Raw genomic sequence first — 20,760 nt, 5'->3', positions numbered from 1 at the left:
CTGATATACACCCCAACATAAGTCATTTAAATTGTTAATCTCATGCCTCCTGCAGCTCGTCTCAGCGACTTTCATACCTGCCCCCTGTTTTCAGGACCGGTGCCGCATGTAGGCGGTCCGGTGGTAGGGCCTTGCGTACCCACCGTATTGATTGCGGGTATGCCGGCGGCAGTGGCCGGAGATATCTGCACCTGTGTAGGACCTCCGGATACCATTGTGAAAGGATCAGCTACGGTGATGATAGGAGGAAGGCCCGCAGCGCGTATGGGCGATCTGACTGCACACGGTGGTGTGATTGTGATGGGAGCACCCACTGTAATAATAGGCGGATAACAGATAAAATCAAGACACATGTTACAAAATGATCCCCGTTCATTTCTTGGTACCGGCTGGAAATTTCCACCCACATTCGATCTGCAAAGTGGTGCGGTGGAATTGGTCAGCAATGAGGCCGATATAAAAGAAAGCCTGGATATCCTGTTATCTACCAGTCTGGGAGAAAGAGTGATGCAACCCCGCTATGGATGCGATTTGCAGGACTATATTTTTGAACCGCTGAACGCCGCTATGATCGGCTTTCTGCGCGACCTGGTAGAAAACGCCATCCTCTTTTACGAACCACGTATTAAAGTAGATGAAGTGGGCGTAGTACCTATGGATAGCCCCGACCTGATTGAAGGAAGGTTTACTATCTCGATCGACTATACGATTGCCAGTACTAATTCAAGGTACAATTATGTGTATGATTTCTATTTGCTGGAAGCAGCACAAAAACCCTGACCGCCACCACGGTAACAGGGCCATCAATTAATCAGTTAAATCATGATCGTACATCCTTTTCAATATGAACCAGGCATCAGCCAGCGTAACCGGCAACTACCGGCCCTGGATGCAGCCTCCGCACCGATAGACGGGAGAAAGCTCGCCGACCTGCTCCATTATTTTGTACAGATGGCGCCGCAGGTCAATTATTATCAATACCAGGGCGCCACGCTGATCAGCGACTGGCAGCCTTTTTTCCGGAACAGCCTCCCGTTCCTGCTGGCGCAACTGGCAAAAACAAATACCAGCCAGTTAAACGACGATTTTGAAGGATATGTAAAACAGGTATATGCACACCCCGTAAAAGATACCATTCAACTCCTGATCGACTTTTTATATTATGATGTTATTGTGCCCGTTGCACAGTGGCAGGTGAGTTTTCATGGTACCGGCCTGGCCATGGAACGTAAGATAGAAGCTATTATCCAGCAGAAGTTACGGACACCCTTGTCCCGTTTTATCCAATTTACCAATGGCGCCGTAAAGCATTTTTGTGTGCGCCCGCTCGACCTTTCAGAAATAAAGAACAACGACATCTGGAACATTGATCCGGTGTTTTCCTACCTGGAATGGAATGAGAGTTTTCAGTATGCCGCCACCTCCCGGGAGAAGGCGCTGCTGCTGTTACAGGCTTACCAGTCCGTGTTTCAGCCATTTATAGATGCCGTTGCCGCGATTGCCGCACTGGCGCCGGACAGCATTGCGGAAAGCCTGCAACCCCTGAATGAAACCTATAAACAGCAACATACACCGCACCTGGGACTGCTCTTTGCTTTCCTGTATCTTTTTGGTCATACACAGGAGCAACTGAACGGGTTTACCCAGAAACATCTCGACTTTTTCTTCCAGCGGGTACTGGGACTGGTTCCTAAACCCCTCACGCCGGATCAGGCGCATGTGGTGTTTGAGCTGCAGCAACCTTTCCCGCAATACCTGCTGCCAAAAGGTACTTCCCTCCGCGATGGGAAGGATAAAAATAAATCTGATGTGCTGTTTCAGCTGGCAGATGAAATTGTGGTAGACAATGCCATCATCTCCAGTTTACGCACCCTGTATGTAAACCCGCTGACAGCCTTCAGAAAGAAGCAACAGAACGGGCAAACGCTGTGCTATGAAAAAGATTTTATAGAAGGAGTATATATCGCTACCCAGGCCAATATGGCGGATGGTGTGAGTAAGCCCTTTCAGGACGGCGCGCCGAAGAACTGGTTTACCGCCGGTTCCCGCTACAGTAAATTTATTGCCCCGGGTAAAACACAACCGGTACAGCATCCTTATGCCCGTTTAGGTTTTATGCTGGCGTCCCCGGTGTTATTACTACAGGAAGGAACCCGCAAAATTACGGTGAACATTGATTGTATTATTATTCCGGAAACGGGTAATTGCCCCACATCTCCCGAAGGCGTATTACTCTTTGATAACGGCTATCTGAACGAGTTGCAGAAGGTGCTCTCCAATACCTATATTTTCTTATCGGATGACCTTATTGCACAGGCGGAGCAAATGGGTGTAAACTCCGATAGCATTGGTACATTGCGCGATACGCTGTCGAAAACAGAATTTGCCGGAGATGGCGCCAGGGCCGTGCTGATCGATGGAAATCCAGACCATGCAACGCAATTAAATATCATAAATAATTTACCCGCAGCTGTAAAAGTGCTGTTTAAAAAACGCAAGGTATTCCAGCTGTTTTTTAGCGGCGAGAAGGAATGGATTGCACCACCGGAACTAGCCGTTATTAGTATTGCAAAAACTGCCCCTGGTTATAAGCTCACATTGGTGGTCACTTTACCACCGGAAGTTCCTGCGGTGACTTTTTATGATAAGAAAGCACTCAACGGAAATTATAATACCACCTTACCGGTATTACGGGTGGAAGTAGATCAGCAGATAAAGCTGGACCTGGATGAGTTTCTTGATGACGTGGGCGGCCAGGATTGTAACCGCTGCGTACTGGAGCGGCAGCAGGAGAATACCGCCACCGCTATTGCACTGTATCATTTCCTCCGCGATTTCCGCATTTCCGATGTTACCATCAAAGTAGATGTTTGCGGAGTTAAAAATATTATTGTACAAAATGACGAAACCGTACAGGATGTAAATGCACCTGTTTATCCCTTTGGTACCCGTCCTTCGCTTATTGATTTTGAGATACTGGATGGGAAGAAGAAATTTTCGACATTGGCTAAAGGTCCGAGTTTCTACATCGGCTCTACGGAAATATTCGGGAAGAAATGGGATCATGTGAATGTGAATATGAACTGGAAGGATAAGCCGTCGAATTTTGCCACTTACTATGGTGGCTACATACAGGGAGGCTTGCTGGAAGCTGATTTTAAGGTCCGTAAATATGTTTTGCAGGATGGCAAATGGTTTGAAAGCAGCGCGGGACCTGAGGCACTTTTCCAGCCGGCTGGAGATAATACCTGTGACCCCGGTAAAGTATATGGTTATTCGACAGCCCTGGCTAAGCCCGCAGACGCGAGCTATAAAACTGAATTCAGTCTCACAAGCGATAAAGTAGCCAGATATAATGCCGATACCCGTGATTATTTTGCCAAAATAACACTCTCTAACCAGGATTTTCTACATAAGGACTATGCATTTGTGCTGGCCAGGCAAATGACCGCCTTCAACCGCCTGCTGGACAATCCCAAAGACCCAAAGAACCGGATCGATACCGCCGCTTATTACAATTCAGTAGGAGCGCCGGTGGTATTTAATTTGAAAGAGCTGAAACAATTGGTAGATGATGCCTCCACTGATGCTGACAGCCTGAATAAATATATCAATGATCCTGCGCGTGGGCTGGACAGCATGATCCCCGGCGACGGTTTGTCGCCCTGGGTCTGGCATCCGCCTGCCGTGGATGCATTAACTATCCGCTACATTTCCAGGGGACCGAATGCGCCCGACTTTCCTGTGCGCCATGGTTTCTTTGAAGGCTTCAAAGGACTTACCTGGCTGGCAGACGACGTGAAAAAGAAACTGGATTCCATCAAAACATCGGTGACCGATACCGACACCTTGTCTGCCATTATTCCCAATGAACCCTGGACGCCCGTTATCAGCCAGATTTCCCTTGATTACAGTGCTACTGCTATCAGGGAAGATGTACAGTTGCTGCACCTCTATCCTTTTGAAGATACCTTCAAAGAAGAAGTGCTGGAACTGACACCTCCTTTGCTGCCGGTATTTTGTGATGAAGGTACTTTGTTTGTGGGGTTGAGTAAACTGCAACCCTACGGCAACCTGAATCTCCTGTTCCAACTGGCAGAAGCCACCGCAGATTCCGAATCCGATAAAGCAACGGTGAACTGGTACTACCTGGCCAGCAATAGCTGGAAACCATTGCGTAAAGGCTTTGAGGTGATTAAAGACGATACCGATGAACTTACGCGTTCAGGCGTCATCAATATTGCTGTACCCGGCGATATCAATACCGTCAATACCATCATGCCTGCCGGTACGTATTGGTTGAAAGCCGCTATCGGGGAAAATGTACAGGCGATCTGTGAAACCATTGGTGTGCATACACAAGCGGTGCTTGCCACCTTTAGTGTGATGCCGGAAAACGATGTGATGCGCCTGGGTGAAGTATTGAAGGCCGGTGGCATCACCAAACTCGCGGATGCGGATGCACATATCAAAACAGTGACGCAACCTTATGATGGCTTCAACGGCCGTTTGCCGGAAGCAGACGGACACTTTTATATCCGCGTCAGTGAACACCTGCGGCATAAGGGACGGGCTATACAGTCGTTCGATTACGAAAGACTTACGCTGGAAGCTTTTCCGCAACTTTATAAAGCAAAATGTGTGAACCATACCCTGGGGTTGGGCGCGATTAAATACCAGCGGGATTGTATTGCTGCCGGCGGTTATATTGTAGTAGCGGTGATCCCTGATCTGCGGCAGCTCTCAGCGGGTAATCTCATGGAACCCAAGGTGCCGTTGAGTTTACTGGAGAAAATACATACCTATCTGAAGCAACGTTCTTCGCCGTTCGTAAGACTCAAAGTGACGAATCCAAGGTATGAAAAGGTGAAAGTGGATATCACTATAAAAATCTATAAAGGAAAAGACGAGAAATACTATACGGATAAGCTGAAAACAGACCTGCAGGAATTTTTCGCCCCCTGGGCGATAGGAAAGCTGGATAAACTATCCTTTGGTCAGATCGTGCACCAGGCTGATGTGGTGAGATTTGTAGAGCAGCTGGATTATGTGGACTATGTTATTTGTCTGACGATGCAGCATGAACTGGAGTCTTCGCCAGCTGCGGATATGGAACCACACACGCCCCGTTCTATCCTGGTAAGTGGCGATATCAACGTGAGCTTAGAAAAGACCGGGGACTGCCGCGATGCCGCTATCTATGAAGCCCCGCAGGAAACCGACTGCAACATTCCGGAACCCCTGATACCACCTTGTAAGGCAATACAGGCGCCGCCTGAAGAGCCACAAGGTCCTATCATCAACTAATTACATTGTTATGGCTGAGGACATCAATACAAAAAATGTGATCAAAAAAAATGATCCTGCATTTCCAACGGAGCTGGATTTTGAAACACTCCGGAGTGAAGGCATCGGCTACCTGGGCCAACTTTCCGGTAAGATCTGGACAGATCATAACGCGCATGATCCGGGCATCACCATCCTCGAAGTGCTGTGTTATTCGCTGCTGGACATGGGATACAGAACCAGTTTGCCTTTTGAAGACCTGCTGAGTATGAATCCCGGTGGTGCGCAGAAAGAAGACAATTTTTTCACTCCCGCACGGATACTGACCGTGAACCCACTCACCATCACCGATTACCGAAAATTGCTGATGGATATTGATGGTGTGCGCAATGCATGGCTGGAAATCGCCGGCGATGTACCACCTGAAATACATTGGTCGGCAGCAGGAGAGAATAGTCTTATGTGCCGTGGAAAGGACTTTCAGGAAGGGTATCAGGACGATATCACCCTGGTGGAATTAAATGGCTTATACAATATTTTCATTGAACCGGAAACGCTGCCGGAAGACAGCCAGGAGAGAGCGCAGGCGCTCAGTGATCTGAAAGAAAAGATTCGCAGGGCGTTGATGGCGCACCGTAACCTGTGTGAAGATTTTTACAATATTACTATCCTGTGTCACGAGGAGATAGGTGTGTGCACAGAAATTCAGCTGGAAGAGGGGGCAGACCTGACTACAGTACTGAATGAACTGGTGTTAAGGCTCTATAACTTTTTCTCTCCCCGGGTGACCTTTTATACCCTGCAACAGATGTTACAGGAAAAGCAGGTGGCGATGGAAGATATTTTTGCGGGCAGGGCTTACGCTGCCGGCAGTCATGGTTTCATTGACACCACCGAACTGAATGCCATCACCCGGCCCACCGAAATACACGTGTCCGACGTATATCATGTGATGTTTGACGTAGCGGGAATTGCCACTGTTTCCGGTCTCAGTATAGCCGGTTACGTGAGTGGCAGTACTTCGCCGTCGGCTTCCACGCTGGGCAAAGCCTGGATTCTCCCATTGCTGACAGGGCATCTGCCGGTGTTGTCGCTGGCGCTCAGCCGTTTTGTATTTAAACGCGGCAGTGCCACCTTTACTTTTGATGGTAATAATCTGCAGCAATATTTAAACGGCGCTTTGCTGAATGGGACCAAAGTATGGTACGAGGCTACTTCCGCCTACCTGGATCAGCCGGTGCCGGCTGGATTTTACCGGGAAGACCTCGGCAACTATTACTCCCTGCAACGCGATTTTCCCAGGGTATATGGGATCGGCGACGGAGAACTGGGCAACGATGCTTCGCCGCTGCGTAAAGTGCAGGCATGGCAGCTGAAAGGCTTCCTGTTGTTCTTTGATCAGCTGCTGGCTGATTATCTTGGGCAATTACAACACCTCCGGGATCTTTTTTCCATGTCGCCGGATGCTACTCCCCAGACTTATTTCAGCGGTGGCATCACCGATGTTCCCGACCTCGACAAACTATTACGTTTTCAGCAGGGCGGTTTCTATGCCGATCTGGGCTGGAAACAAAATGATACCCTGATGCTGCCGGTAGCGCGGGAAATCCTGAATGAACTACATACGGGCGTTACCGTTAAAAAGGATGTGATCCAGCGCTGGCGGAATAAATATTACAGCTTCGACTATCTCACTGCCCGGAATACAGCCGTTGAGCAGTTGATGCTGGATATGACCAACCGTGATAACAACGCCAACATTACGACTTACCTGTTCGGGGATAGTTGCTGGTGTTTCGTGATTGCCACGCCGGGGAGGGACTATGTATTGCTTGGCTGCCGTTATTATCCTTCACAGCAGAAGGCAAAAGAGGCGGCACAATCGGCCATTTTCCTGGCCGCATACACGGAAAACCTGCGCCCGTTTGGTTTTAAGAATTCCGCCAACAAAGATCAGTATGCGTTTGATGTGGTGTTCAGCCTGGCAGATTACCAGGGCTACCTCCGGAAGATTGTGGAAGACAAAGCCCTGTATCAGCAGCGTCGTGAAACGATGCTGAATCATTTGCTGGCCCGTTTTGCAGAAACATTCACCGATTATGCGTTGGTGTTATATGGTATCAACGACCGGCAGGCTGCAGCAGATAAAGGGCTGCGCGCTAAGGCGAGTTTTCTTTCGGGGTACGATGTGTTCAGCAGCAACCGTGGGAAAGCGTACGATTACCGCGTTAACAAATGGAATACTTCCAATACTTCCGGTTATGAGCAACGGGTGCTCGCACTGGCAGGTATCGATAAAAGAAATCGTCATTACTTATGCCCCTTTATAGTAGGACCTTATGAAACCTACTTTTACGCAGAAATCCGCGATGCGGAAGACCAGGTATTATTTAGAACAGCGAACTATGTAACAGCAGCGGATGCGTCTGCAGCACTGGTACAACTGGCCCAACAGCTGCAACATCCGGAAAAGCTGATCCGGACAGATGATGTAGTGAAAAGCGAATACGGTGTAAAAGTGCCCCTGAGCGCCGGGTACGCTTCCCTGGCTATCCCGGCGGCTACGCCGGAAGAAAGGGATCAACGCCTGCAACAGATACAGGCGTATTTTGCGGAGCCACCTCTCAGCGGGGCCACAGAGATCAGCCGTTATGATCACTTTATTGAAGTAACAGGTGCAGACGGAAAGCTGCTACTACATTCCCATACAGCCTATCCGGATCAGCCGGGAGCTGTAGCTGCTACTGATGCACTGCTGGCAGAAGTAAAAGAAGACGACTGGCAGGTGTCGCCCCCACAGGAACTGCCATCGCTTCATTTATTGCCGGTTAATGCCACACATACCACCTTCATCAACCTGGATGCTTTCCAGGCAGATAATATTCAGCAGAAAGGCGGCAAATTGCAGGTGCAGATCAGTATTGAAGAAGACGCCTTTATCATGTTCACTTCTGCCACACTCGTGAAAAGCGAGCAACAGGCAACTGATGAATTTCACCTGCTGTTGCAACTGGCCGCCGCTCCCACCAGCTACCTGGTACGGCAAAATCCGGATGGCAGGTACGAAATAGTACTGGTAGAACGAAGCGATGTAAAAGCCACTCATCCCGGCTTGTTTGATGAGGAACTCCAGGCAGAAAATACGGTGCTGCATATTCAGCAGATTGTACAGGCACAATTGTACCAGGTATCTTACTCGAAACAGCCTGCTGCCTGGAAATACAAGGTGCAGTTGCAGGGAATGGAAGGAAAGCCATATGCGTTTAACAGCGATACTGAGTATACTACCGATGAACTGGCACAAACAGCCATGGATCATTTTACAGCTTCCCTGGATGGATTGGAATTGCAAACAGAAAAGGGCGCCCGCCCTGCTTTGCAGCATGCGGCATTGAATACCAAACTGACTGCCACCGCAGCGGCTTCCGGCAAACTGCAACAGGCCCTGTCGATGGCGCAACTCAGAAGTGGTCACGTTCCGGCTGATATCTCCGGATATATTCATGCTACCAGCACCACCGGAACCGATGGTAATCAGCTGGATACCTATGTATACCGCGTCATTAATAAAACGGGTTGCATGGCAAGGTATCCTAAAACCTTTGCGGATAAAGCTACGGCAACGGATAAACTGAGTACGCTGCGCAGTATTGATCAGCAGGGAATCGATTACCTCGAAATCTGTATGGGAGGGGAGGATGTGGTGACCTGTGTAAAAGATCCCCAGACACAGGCAATAAGCTATTACTATGTGATCCGGGGTATTGAAAAAACTTACAAGGCGCCAGGTTATCCCACTGTTGAAACGGAATATTTGCGGAGCTATAAATCTTACCGCTCGGCTGCAGAAGCCATCAGTGCTTTTCAGCAGCAATACCTGCAACTGGTACATATTGCCGGAGATCCTGCTGCTTACGGCAGCAGCATTCTCCTGGAAGGAACGCCGGCAGCAGATCCGAAAAACATACCACTGGCCATTGTGCCCGCAGCCACCATTACACAGTTTGGCGGAAACGCTGCCCTGCTGGCCATTGTGCCGCATATTATGCGCAGCTTTCCCTATCATTGGCTGAGTAATGTACAGCGGCTACGGGTTAGCCTGTACGATATTACCCGGAAGGAAAGGATCTGGAAACTCTGCGAGTGTTTTACTGATATGCCTTCCGCCTGTGAAGGGTTACAGCTATTCCTCGCTCTGGCCAGGTACGCCGGTAACAGCGGGGTGCGTTTGAGTGAATGCAGTTGCCGCTACCAGGTGGTAATGAATGAAGTCTTACTGGAGAGTGTTGCACATTATAATTCCATTGCCGACGCCTGGGGAACGGAAGGGAAAGATGCTGCCGGACAAGGTTTGTATACTGGATTGGAATTATTGCTGGATGCCACCCGATGGGGTAACAGCGCCTATTACGGAGAAGTAAAGAACGACTCCTGTTACAGCTTTAAGGCGGTGAAAAAAGGTTATCGTCTCGCCGTACATCCTTACTCCTACAATACAGAATCGGATAGAACGCAATACCTGGAACAGCTACAGGTAATTGGTCAGCAGTTATCCGGTACCTGCCAGGTGACATTGGAAGTAAGCCCATTTTATGCAGGCAATTATTTTCAGCTGCAAATACTGGCTGCCGGAGAAGTGGTGTTGTATTCCGCCCGGCAATATCCTACCGATGCGAATGCGGCGGGTGCTAAGGAAGACTGGTTGTTTGAGGTGTTATCGTTGTTGTGGAACCGGAACAATTACGCCATCAGTAAAGATGGAACCCGTTTTGAACTTTCCGGCAACGGTACCTTGAGCGGTTATTATAAGCCTGCCGGTACCGGCGTTTTATCAGATAAGGACAAAGACGAATGGATAAAGAAATGGCAGCAGCTGGCGCTTTATTACCCGATACGAAGGGAGAAAACCGCTTACGGCTATACGTATTCTTTTCGCTTATATAACAGCAGTTTTACACCGCAGGAAGAACTGCCCGATGAAACAACGGGTTGTAATTGCGATGCACCGCCACCAGTTGCCAAACCGGGCGCCATTGTATGGGAAAGTGCTGCGCAGTACTATTGTTTAGCAGCCGCTGTGCTTGAATTCAAAAGGTTTTGTGCGGCATTGGCCAATACAGATAATTATCAACCTTCGCTGGGAGAAAGTTGTGGTCCGTTTGGTATTGAACTGGTAGATGGTACCTATGTACTGGCACTTAATCCGCAATGTTATTCTTCCCTGCCTGCGATGCAGGCGGCCATCGATCGTGCTGCCGCTGCTATCAATGATGAAGGCATGCATGTGGTAGAGCATATCCTGCTTCGGCCAAGGAATAATGATGATTGTCAGTGTTTACTACCGGCCAAACCGGAGCCGTTGTGTGAACTACCCTGGAATGAAGAGATCGTTGGCTACGATACACCGCCCGATCATCCGAGTTTAGTCACCACCGTTATACCATTTGCTGATCCCTATTCTTTTGTAGCCACCATCGTACTGCCTGGCTGGCCGGTGCGTTTCCGGAATGATACTACCCGGGCCATGATGGAGCACCTGCTGCGCAAAGAAGCCCCTGCACATGTGCTGTTAAACATACTATGGGTACGCCCGCGCAGCTTCTGTGAGTTTGAAACCCTTTATCGCAGATGGTTGCAGCACCTTGCCTGTAAACCAGTGTGCGGCGATGATGCACATATCCAATGCTGCCTGATCTGCTATCTTTTTGGACAGATAGATACCATGGATACGGTTTCCGATACGGCCATTGATCCCGGTTGTAACCAGGTGAGTCCTTCCTGTTTCGAGGTGAAAGATAAATGGGAATCTGATTTTGGCAGCTGGATCAACAGCAAATTCCATCAACGTTGCCAGATGGAGGAAATAGATTGCCTGTCGAATGAAATTCCCGCTGTACCCGGAAGAATACTGACTGATACGCGTGTGGTGAGGGACACTGTAACTGCAACACCGGAAGCAGCAGTAGCTGAAAAAGCAGCAGGGGTAACGGTAACGGATATACCGGAAGCCCCGGTGGCGGCAACACCCGATGATGCGGCATACGCTACTCACCGGACGAATTCCCCCGAAGACATATTGCTTCGCGATAGAAAAGGCCGTCAGCGTATGTCGAAGTACAAACAACAGATTCTTCCTGTAGATCCTGACAATATCGTAGACGCGGAAGCATATGACCGCACAGAGAAGTTCATGGAAGGTGGTCCGGTGAATATGCACAAATACAGCACCCTGTCAGAGTTCCTGTTAAAGCATATGCCTTCCGGTAAAAAGATGGCAGCCAGCGAACAGGCATTGCTGCTGCGCAATATTACCTGGTTGTGCCTTGATCAGTTGTTGCTTCGCAGGCCAGTGGCTATTGGAGCACCTGAAAAGAAACAGCTGCAACAGACATTACGCAAAATGAAGGACAAAGGAATAAACCTGTCGGCCCTGGCAAAAGACTGGAAGCCGGAGGAACTGATTTCTGATGAAAATGAAGATCTGGCGGCACAATGCCTGCGCTGGATGAAATAAGTGATGATGATGTTACATAGGATCCGCAAACAAACACTCCTGCTGACCGTACATAACAAAGAAACGGTATTTACCTGGCAACACCAGGTAACAGACCTGTACTGGAAAAAAATCATCCCGGCGCTGGAGCAGCTATTCGACAGTATCAGTACGGAAGATGTGGTCATCTATATCGACCGCCTCGAAATTGATCTGGGGAAGATAGAAGCCAGGGACCTGGAGAATGATCAGTACGTCGCTTTACTGGTGGCCAAAGTCAGCGAAGCCCTGTTTCTCTTAAAAATAAAAGGACCCAGCTTTAAAAGCCTGCCGGAGCATGCTTTTGATCAATGGTGCTACTATATGGAACAAGGGGCGCTTCCATGGAATGCCGGTCGCCCGGATACCGCCTGGTATCAGCAGGTATTGCAAACACTGGCAACCAGCTATGGTGCTATCGCTTATCTAAAGAAGCAGTTGATAACATCTCCCGATTATTTGCGCCGCATTGTTTTCCAGCACCCACGGGCTTTCCTGGCGCAATTGCTGGGTACTATCACGGCAAAGAACCAGGTACACTGGGAATTGTTGATACAACAACTCTATGAAGCCAGCGGCAGCCTTATTTTTGCAAAGGAATCATTGCTGACGGAAGGAGCCTTTGAACAGGACTGCTGGCAGTCGCTGTTGTTGCAGGCAGCGGAAGATCCTGCCAGCAGTGAAGTAGTTTTCCTTCATCGTTTACTCATCACAACAGCACCTGTATTACTTACTGATATGGATGCCCTGCAAACGCTATGCGGGCGTAAAGACTGGCAGAAGTTACGTGGTGTGGTATCGGATTATATTACTACCCATCCATCGGCGCTGCAAAAGAAAGTGACTACGGTAACGGATATACCGGAAGTGTTGCCTAATGAAAAAGCGATTGCTGAAACTGAGCTACAGGCAGATACCACCGAAAAAAATACTTTTTATGTAATGCATGCGGGCATCATCTTACTGCATCATTGGTTGTCGCCCTTGTTCCGGCAACTGGAATGGACGGACGGCAAACAGTTTATCAATGCAGCTGCCCGGCAAAAGGCGATCCTGTTGCTGCATTATATGGCCACCGGGCAAACGGAGGCCGAAGAATTTGAGATAGTATTACCCAAGCTGCTCTGTGGCTGGCCATTGAAGCAACCCCTGGATACCAGGCTGACGCCGGATCCGGCGGCGATGGAGGAAGCAGACGGGCTGCTGGAAAATGCGATCCAACACTGGAAGATATTAAAGAATACTTCGGTAGATGGACTAAGGGAAGGGTTCCTTCAGCGCTCCGGAAAACTTACCATGGGCGAAGACAAGCATCAGTTACAGATGGAGTCTGGTGTGATAGATATGCTGCTGGATCATCTGCCCTGGAATATCAGTATCATCAAATTAAACTGGATGAAAATTCCGCTGCATGTACAATGGCGATAGCGTCTGGTACTGCAGCTTTCCGCGAATATGAAAACAGTTACCCCCCGCACGGCTACTGCCGCCCCGCATCGGGCCGGTCAACCCTTTTTCAACAAAGGGAAAGGGGGATTTTTTTCCAATGAAAAAAGTACTGGTTCCTTTTTCCCTGGTCAGCCGGTGGTTCAGACAAAACTATCTGTAGGAGAACCCGGAGATCATTATGAAAAAGAAGCAGATGCCACGGCCGATAAGGTGGTACAGCGATTAGCCCAGCCGGCGCCGGCAACGCCCGTAGAGGGAAGCCCGTTGCAGCGCAAAAGCCCGGCTATACAATTGAAATGTGCTGCCTGTGAACACGAAGAACAGGAGCAAAAAGAAGAACAATCCGAAAAGAAAAAACCGGGTTTGCAACGCAAACCTATCTTTGATACCGGTGGCCCGTCGGAGATCCGCCTGCAACCGGCTGGCTCCGGAGGCGCCGCTGTAGCTGCACCGGCAGTGGAAGCAGGCATTAGTAGCAGTAAAGGCAAAGGGCAGTCGATGGCGCGGGATGTGCGGCAGGATATGGAAGGTGCTTTCGGGAAAAGTTTTGAAAATGTACAGATCCATACCGGCAGTCATGCTGCCGGTTTGAACAATAGTTTACAAGCCCGGGCTTTCACGCACGGGAATGATATTTACTTCAATCAACGCGAATACAACCCCGGGTCAGATAGCGGCAAACACCTGCTGGCCCATGAGCTCACACATGTATTGCAGCAGAATACGCTGACACCAGCCGCGATGCCGCAAATGGTACAGCGGGAAGGGTTGCTCAGCAGCGTGGTGAGTACAGTGGCAGGCGGTTTGGGTGACCTGGCAGATCTGCTGGGGATCAAGATCCCGGAATCGCCGTTGGAGGCAGCGGAGATGATCCTGGATGCGGCTTCCGGTACGGCGGCACAGGTGGTGATCAGTACCATCCCGGGCTTGCCGGCAGCCCTGCTGATGCTGAAAGGATTTGTGGCAACGGTGAAAATGATCCAGGAAGTGATTGCACATAAAGAGCAGATCCTGGCCGAAATAAAAGCATTTATAGAGCAAAAGATAGACGCCATTGGTCCGGCAGTACAGAAATATTTCTTCTCCCTGCCTTTCGCAGACAGGCGGCACCTGGAAATTATCTGGGACGACTATTTAAAGCCCATGCTATCGCATCTCAAGGATAACTGGTGGGAAACGATCAAAGAAACCGTTCACGACCAGCTCTATCCTTTTGAAGGCATCACCACCGCTTTTGAAACCGATCCTAAAAATCAGAAAGGATTGGGTAAAGAGATCGCCACCCTGATGAAAGATGCGAAGCTGGCGATCCATGAATTGAAAGAACTGAATGTAGGCAAGTTCACAGATCAGTTCCTCTATGTACAGAAAGATTTGCTGAGTATAGCCAACCGTTTCTATGGATGGGTGGCTATTGTGATTGTTGCCTCCGAAACCGTGATGGGATTGGTAGGCGGCGCTGCTGCCGGTGGCGTAGGAGCTGCGCCGGGAGCGGCAGCGGGCTTTGGAGCAGGACTGGCAACAGCAGGCAGCATCGGCGAAGGTTTACTGGCAGCTACCATAGGCACGGAACTGCTGGTGATTTTGAAAAGTGTACTAAGCCTGAACAGCATTGAGGCCTGTGCCAAAGATGGCGCCCTGGCCGCAGAAAATGATAATTATTACAAACGCATTGCGGAAGGATCTATCAGTACAGCCATGATGCTGGCTTTACTGGCCCTGGCCTGGGTGGGCGGTAAAATTGCCGGCGCCATCCTGAAGCAGGTGGTGAGTTGGTTGCCGAAGGACTTGCAGATGCTTATCGCCCGCTATCTCCGGTACATAGAAATGGGAGCGAAGGGAGAAGTAAAAAATGGTAAGATCAAAGGAGAAACAGAAACGCCGGGTGCGAAAGGGGAAGCGCCTAAAATTGAAGCGGAAGGCAACAGTATTGATGGGAAACGTAAGGTACAGGTAGATGAAAATGGTAAATGCCTGGTGTGCGCTTCGCCCTGTGATGATATCAGATTGAAATACGACAAGGAAATTAAGCTGGATAACCGCATGCGTGGTGGTACACCGGATGCGTTTGAAACCCGGCTCAGGAATATCGAAGCAAGAGCGGATCTGACCGAGCAACAGAAATTGGCGCTTTATGAAAATGTAGAACAGGAAATCGCTAATTTCAGACAACGGTTTAAAGACCTCGCCATCGAAGATGGAAAGGTAGGTCCGAAGAAAGATGCAGAAGCCAGCGCCGTGTTACAGGCAGAGCAGACGGGCCGCCTGAAAGGAAGGGCCAGAAGACCGGATACTGACAATGGAGAAGCACCACATGATTTCGCGATGGTGGATGAGAAGAATAAACTGATTAACTACGTGGAAATAAAAACACCGGTTGAGCCAACATTGCCAAACGGCAAGACCTACGGCGTAGATCTGCAGGCAAAGGACATCGGTCTGAAAATACAGAAATATACCAGGGATGTGGAAGTAGTAGTAGATGTAGGTAACCTTACACCGGCAGAAAAAGCTACTTTCCTTAAAGAACTGGATGCCATCATGAAAGGGCCGCCAAGCCCTATTCCGGATGGTACGAAGCGGGTAATTATCATCAACAATTAAAGCAACAGGCATGGATCAGATCAACAGCAAAAATTTACAGGAAGCCATCCGGGAACATGAGCAATGGCTGGATAACGGAGGGGATAATAGTGCCGGAAACCAACTCCGGCTGGGTGATGTCAGGTTTGCTGATGCAACACTGGATCATTTGTCGGTGCAGGAGAGCCTGTTGTCGTACTGCGTTTTTGAAAATGTAGTTTTTGAAGATGTAGATTTTTCTTTTGCAGATGTGCTATACTGTACCTTCATTGATTGCCGGTTTGTGCATTGCAGTTTCTTTAAGTGTAATCTGTCCTATTCCCGGTTTGAACGTTGTGAAATGATCAACAGCAATGGAAAGCGGGCGGATTTTACCGGCACCATATGGAAAGACGTAGCATTAGCAGATACCTCTCTGGAAGCGGCCTGGCTCATGAATACGCAAATGGAACAGGTGCGCATGGAAACGGTGTCCCTGTCGGATGCACAGATCAGTGAAAACGTATGGCGTAACCCCGGGCCATTTACAAACATGCAGGTGGAGAGAACACAGGTAATGGAGGTGGTGATAGAAACAAAAGAAGGCACGCGAAAGATAGATGATGCAGCAGCTCTGGCTGCCTATTTCAAAGAAGAACCGTTGTTTGAATAAAATAGTCTGATATGAAGAAGCACCCCAAAAACTTAAACAATAAACAGGCGGAAAGTGATAAGCCTTTTTTCAGCAAAGCTGAGGGCGGGGATTCTTTTTTCAGTAAAGCCCCTGATAGTACCCTGCAAAAGCAACCCGCAGATACAAAAGCCAAAGATACCGCCAACGCCGCAGTGGCAGATGCTTGTAAATCAGACAAGACGCCGGAAGCCAAATGGGCCAGTGATAATCCAGGTAAGATTTTCGGGGTGGAAGATACGAGTGCCGGTAAAGCCAGCAGCAACGAATTAATTTTCTGGAATTATTGCGTGGGTGAAACAGATATGCGTGATGCACACCGCCAAAGGCTAAACGAAGTAGGCGATCGTTGGGTAGAGTTATTAAAAAAAGACAGCTCTTTACAGGTGAAGCTACAAGGTGCGGCCAGTACCTCCGGCAATGCAGACAGCAACAAAGCACTGGCAGGACAGAGAGCGGCGGTGATCCGTGATTTCCTGATCGCTAAAAAAATTCCTGCCAACAGGATTGTGATAGATTCCACTACCAGTCCGAGAAGCCTGGCGCCGGAAACTTCTCCGGAAAATCAGGCGCGTAACCGGCGGGTGGAACTGTTCCTGTTCAGGCCCACGCCGGTTGTATCCAAGTTGCCACCCTGGGTGGATGTGGATGTACAGAACCTGATCATAAAACAACAGGGAATTCCCACGCCCAAGCCCACTTTTAATGAGGCGGATAACTTTTTCGCCCGCACTCATTTTTCCATGGCCGCATCGGCCGATATCACGCTGACGTCCCTGGGTGGCACGGGTGTTGGTTTTACGCAGATCCTCACGCGCGACACGCTGATGGCGCAATACAGCGACAATGCCGGTCGCACGATGCTGCTCGACTACGCCAATTGCAACCTGTTACCTTGTAAAGATCTGGAAAACGCTACCAGTGGCTTTGCTATAGATGGATTGAGTATGTTCAACTCAGGTCCGGGTACTACCAAGGGTAAGATAGGTCTCCGGGATCGCCCGGGTGCGGTATTCCCCCTGCATTACCCGGATGCAAAAAAAGGGCCTTTCCATCTCACACATTATTTCTGGCTGATGAATTTTGCAGTGGTGCTGGGTGTGCGCGAAATGGGTGCTTTTATTCCATTGAATCATGCGTTCTGGAGTGTGACCGGTTCGGAGAATGTAGATATCAAAAAGAAGCAGACCAGCGGTCTGGCGCCGATTTCGATTATCGGCGACTGGCAACCGGGAATGGCGCCAGGCCTGGACCTGGAAGCCATTTATGGAGGTCCTACCTGCCGGTATGTGAGACGGTCAGAAAGTAATAATGGTCAGGGCGTTTGTGTTCCTAACCAGACAATTGAATAAAACGGAAGCACGTGGCCAGACCAAATGCACAAATACAACCAGCGGGATTAAAAGCTACGGCTCCTCAACAGCGGGAAGGTCCTTTTTTTGGTACCTCTCCGGTGAAGGAATCTTTTTTTCAGCCCGTCATTCAGCGGCAGGCGGAAGGAGATACGGGGACACAGGAAGTGGCACCGGACGTAGAACAGCAGCTTGCCCAAAGTAAAGGCGGCGGCTCGCCGCTACCTGCGCGTCAGCAGCAGGATATGGGCCGTGCTTTTGGCCGGGATTTCAGTGCGGTACGTATCCACGAAGATGCAGGAGCGGCCCGGCTCAGCGGGCAGTTGCAGGCAAAAGCTTTTACGCATGGCAATGATATCTTTTTTGGTGCGAATGAATACAGCGGCGACAAGGAAGGGAAACACCTGCTGGCGCATGAACTGACGCATGTGGTGCAGCAGCGCCCGGCCTCCGTGATTGCCCGTGCACCGCTGGCGCCATTTGTTAATTCTCCTGTAGACAGGAGCGACAAAACAACGTTGCTGGGAGATGGTACCGCTGCCAATGAAGGCATGTCGCTGGAGGAGTTCAGCAACTATACGCTGCGGCAATCCGATTGGTTTATTGATCCCTCGCTGAAGAAGCCGGCCGATCGCAATGCCTTATGGTCGTTGCTGAACCGGCTGAGATCAGATGATTATTTAATTCCGGGTGCAGGCGACGTGAAAATAAAAGACCTGGTGGCATTGAAACCCCCGCAATGGCAGGCGCTGTCTGCTTTTGGACGTGGTTGTCAGCAGGTGGACACGGTGAAAATACAGGATAGCACCCCGCCATTGGCTAAACGTATTGAACTGGGCGTAGCCTTACAACAGCTGGAAGCGCTGATGGGCGGGCATGTACTCAATAATTCGGTGTCAGAGCAACAACTGATAGACCTGGTGGCTTCCTGGAAAGTGCTGTGGAAGAAACTCAAAGACTACTGGAAAGATTTCCAGCCGCATTTACAGCAATTGTATACGCCTGGAGCAGGTGCAAGGGGAGCGGAGTTTCAGAAGATAATAGATATGCTTACGGTTACTTCTTCCGACGCTTTTTCGGAATTAAAGGGAAAGGTGCGCAACCTGCACCGGTTTTCGATTCCTGCGTTGAATAAACTGAAAGCGAATTTTAAAAACAGGTCCAGGAAAGCCCCGCTGCATCTTATTCTGCACACAGGCGACGATGCCGGCGCCTTCCAGGATTCTGCCGGTCTTTTTGAAGACCTGATCCTCAATTCACCTAACCTGGTGTTAATGCTGGAGGGACAAGCTTCGCTGAAAACCATTACCAATAAGCTTCCGCAGCTGGCGAAAACATACGGACAAAAAGATGCCACCGGAAAATACCGTATTGAGCAGGTGATTATTGCGGGGCATGGTTCTCCCTATAGCCAGGAGCTGGCGGGCACACCAAGTATGAAGAATGGTATAGTAAATTATAATACCGAAAGCCTGGATGTAAGCAATGCTGCATCGAAAGCCAGAACACAGGCCTTGCTGGATGTGCTTATCCGGCAGTTGCCCAACAACCCGGCTAAGGCGCGAATCATCTTTGCAGGTTGCCTGGTAGGGGCGCATGAGATCCCTGCGGGTACGCCGGCAGCCGGCGTTGCACCGTATATGGCAGCGAATCCGAATCTGAGCGAGTTTACAGCGCAACGTATTGCGGCACAGAAGAAAGGCGTGGCGATAGAAGCAGCGCGTGCATCCGTAGGATTGAGTGCTACCAAACTCAGGGACCCTGTTACAAACGATATGCATATTATTTATCCCTTTGATCCGAAAGCATTGGGTGATGCGCTTACTTATATAGCAGAAGGTATGGAGGCAGAAGGGGTGATGCGTGCTGCAGTGGAAATAGCGGCTAAAGATCCGAAAAATGCGACTGCGCAGCTCAATAACCGGTTGGCATTTGTTCCGGCAACTCCGGGTTGGTGGAATGATTGTACGGTGGGAATGGTGAAAGTAGCGTTGGATGGGGTAGGCGTAGGTAATGTGAGCCTGGCCAGGTTGCAGGAACTGGCAGAAGTAGCGCGTTTCCCATTCCTGGCTGGATTTGGCCTGGAGTACGGTATTACGGCAGATCATTTTGTACAGCAGGTAAATCCACTGGTGAGTGCGCCGCTGATTTATAAAAAGATGCTCACAGAAACGGTGCTGAAAGCCCCTACTGAACTTTCCGAACAAATAGGACGGCTTATCATGGAGCAGGGCTGGATGGTACTGAATCCTGGCAGGGAAGCGGCCTTCCTGACCTATATAGAAAGTTTGCCGGCCGGCAGGGTCAGGGATGTAATGGAAGTACTCGACCCATTCACATTAGGTAAACTCGATGCGAGTCTCTTTGCGGCAGCTGCGCCGCGCAGTATAGGCCGGCTCCGGCTGGCTATTGCGTGGCTGGAGCGGGACTCTTCCAACGCGTTGGTAAAAGCATTCCTGGAAAGCGAAATTATTAATACCGCTGCAGGTCCCACGTTGTCTCCTGCACTCACTGCTCAATTGGGCAGCCGGAAGCCGGCGGAAATTCTTGGTTTGCTGGAACGTCGTGCACCACGGTCTATGGTGCCGGGAGATAACCGTCCTGCTGCCAATACCCAGCTTCCGGGTGAGGTGGAGAACACCTTGCTGATAAAGGCCAGCAACCGTAAGGCAAGGGTGACTGCTGCTACAACGCTGAATGTGCGCAACGGCCCGGATACCAAACACAAAGTGATTGGTGTGGTGAAACCGGGCGAAAAAATACAGGTGGCGGGCATCGTAGATACCTGGGCTGCCATTGATTTCTATGGAAAATTGGGTTTTGTTATAAAACGTGGAATTTCTCCGTATTGACGGTGCTTCCCGGGAATAATGAATAGCAGCAATACC

Annotated in this window: 9 protein-coding genes; all 9 read left to right on the top strand. The window is 49.7% G+C overall.

The genetic code is table 11. The features are described from left to right. Nucleotides 1-42: 42 nt before the first annotated feature. The 9 genes from BMW79_RS20915 to BMW79_RS20875 are packed head-to-tail and all read left to right on the top strand — an operon-like array spanning nucleotide 43 to nucleotide 20,724. Nucleotides 43-333: a PAAR domain-containing protein gene (locus tag BMW79_RS20915; RefSeq protein ID WP_089897753.1), complete on the top strand. Its 291-nt coding sequence runs from the start codon at nucleotides 43-45 to the stop codon at nucleotides 331-333. Between the two features lie 18 nt (nucleotides 334-351). After that, nucleotides 352-780 carry a GPW/gp25 family protein gene (locus tag BMW79_RS20910; protein WP_089897751.1) on the top strand — a complete coding sequence of 143 codons (429 nt, stop codon included), beginning with the start codon at nucleotides 352-354 and terminating at the stop codon, nucleotides 778-780. A gap of 42 nt (nucleotides 781-822) precedes the next feature. Further along, nucleotides 823-5,307, top strand: coding sequence for a baseplate J/gp47 family protein (locus BMW79_RS20905; RefSeq protein ID WP_089897749.1), 4,485 nt, complete (start codon nucleotides 823-825; stop codon nucleotides 5,305-5,307). A 10-nt stretch (nucleotides 5,308-5,317) separates the two neighbouring features. After that, nucleotides 5,318-11,800: a hypothetical protein gene (locus BMW79_RS20900; protein ID WP_089897747.1), complete on the top strand. Its 6,483-nt coding sequence runs from the start codon at nucleotides 5,318-5,320 to the stop codon at nucleotides 11,798-11,800. Between the two features lie 9 nt (nucleotides 11,801-11,809). Further along, a complete protein-coding gene (locus BMW79_RS20895; protein ID WP_143059235.1) occupies nucleotides 11,810-13,246 on the top strand; it encodes a contractile injection system tape measure protein in 1,437 nt (478 codons plus the stop codon). A gap of 27 nt (nucleotides 13,247-13,273) precedes the next feature. Next, nucleotides 13,274-15,871 (top strand): eCIS core domain-containing protein, encoded by a 2,598-nt coding sequence (locus BMW79_RS20890; RefSeq protein ID WP_089897743.1) that lies wholly within the window; start codon nucleotides 13,274-13,276, stop codon nucleotides 15,869-15,871. A 10-nt stretch (nucleotides 15,872-15,881) separates the two neighbouring features. Beyond that, on the top strand, nucleotides 15,882-16,502 hold the full coding sequence (locus BMW79_RS20885; protein WP_089897741.1) for a pentapeptide repeat-containing protein: 621 nt from the start codon (nucleotides 15,882-15,884) through the stop codon (nucleotides 16,500-16,502). 11 nt (nucleotides 16,503-16,513) lie between these two features. Further along, nucleotides 16,514-17,872 (top strand): OmpA family protein, encoded by a 1,359-nt coding sequence (locus BMW79_RS20880; RefSeq protein WP_089897739.1) that lies wholly within the window; start codon nucleotides 16,514-16,516, stop codon nucleotides 17,870-17,872. An 11-nt stretch (nucleotides 17,873-17,883) separates the two neighbouring features. Further along, nucleotides 17,884-20,724 (top strand): eCIS core domain-containing protein, encoded by a 2,841-nt coding sequence (locus BMW79_RS20875; RefSeq protein ID WP_089897737.1) that lies wholly within the window; start codon nucleotides 17,884-17,886, stop codon nucleotides 20,722-20,724. The last annotated feature ends 36 nt before the right edge of the window (nucleotides 20,725-20,760 follow it).

The organism is Chitinophaga arvensicola, assembly GCF_900110835.1.
Lineage (GTDB): Bacteria > Bacteroidota > Bacteroidia > Chitinophagales > Chitinophagaceae > Chitinophaga > Chitinophaga arvensicola.
Note: the sequence above shows the minus strand (reverse complement) of the source record. Positions and strands in the feature narration are given on the sequence as shown.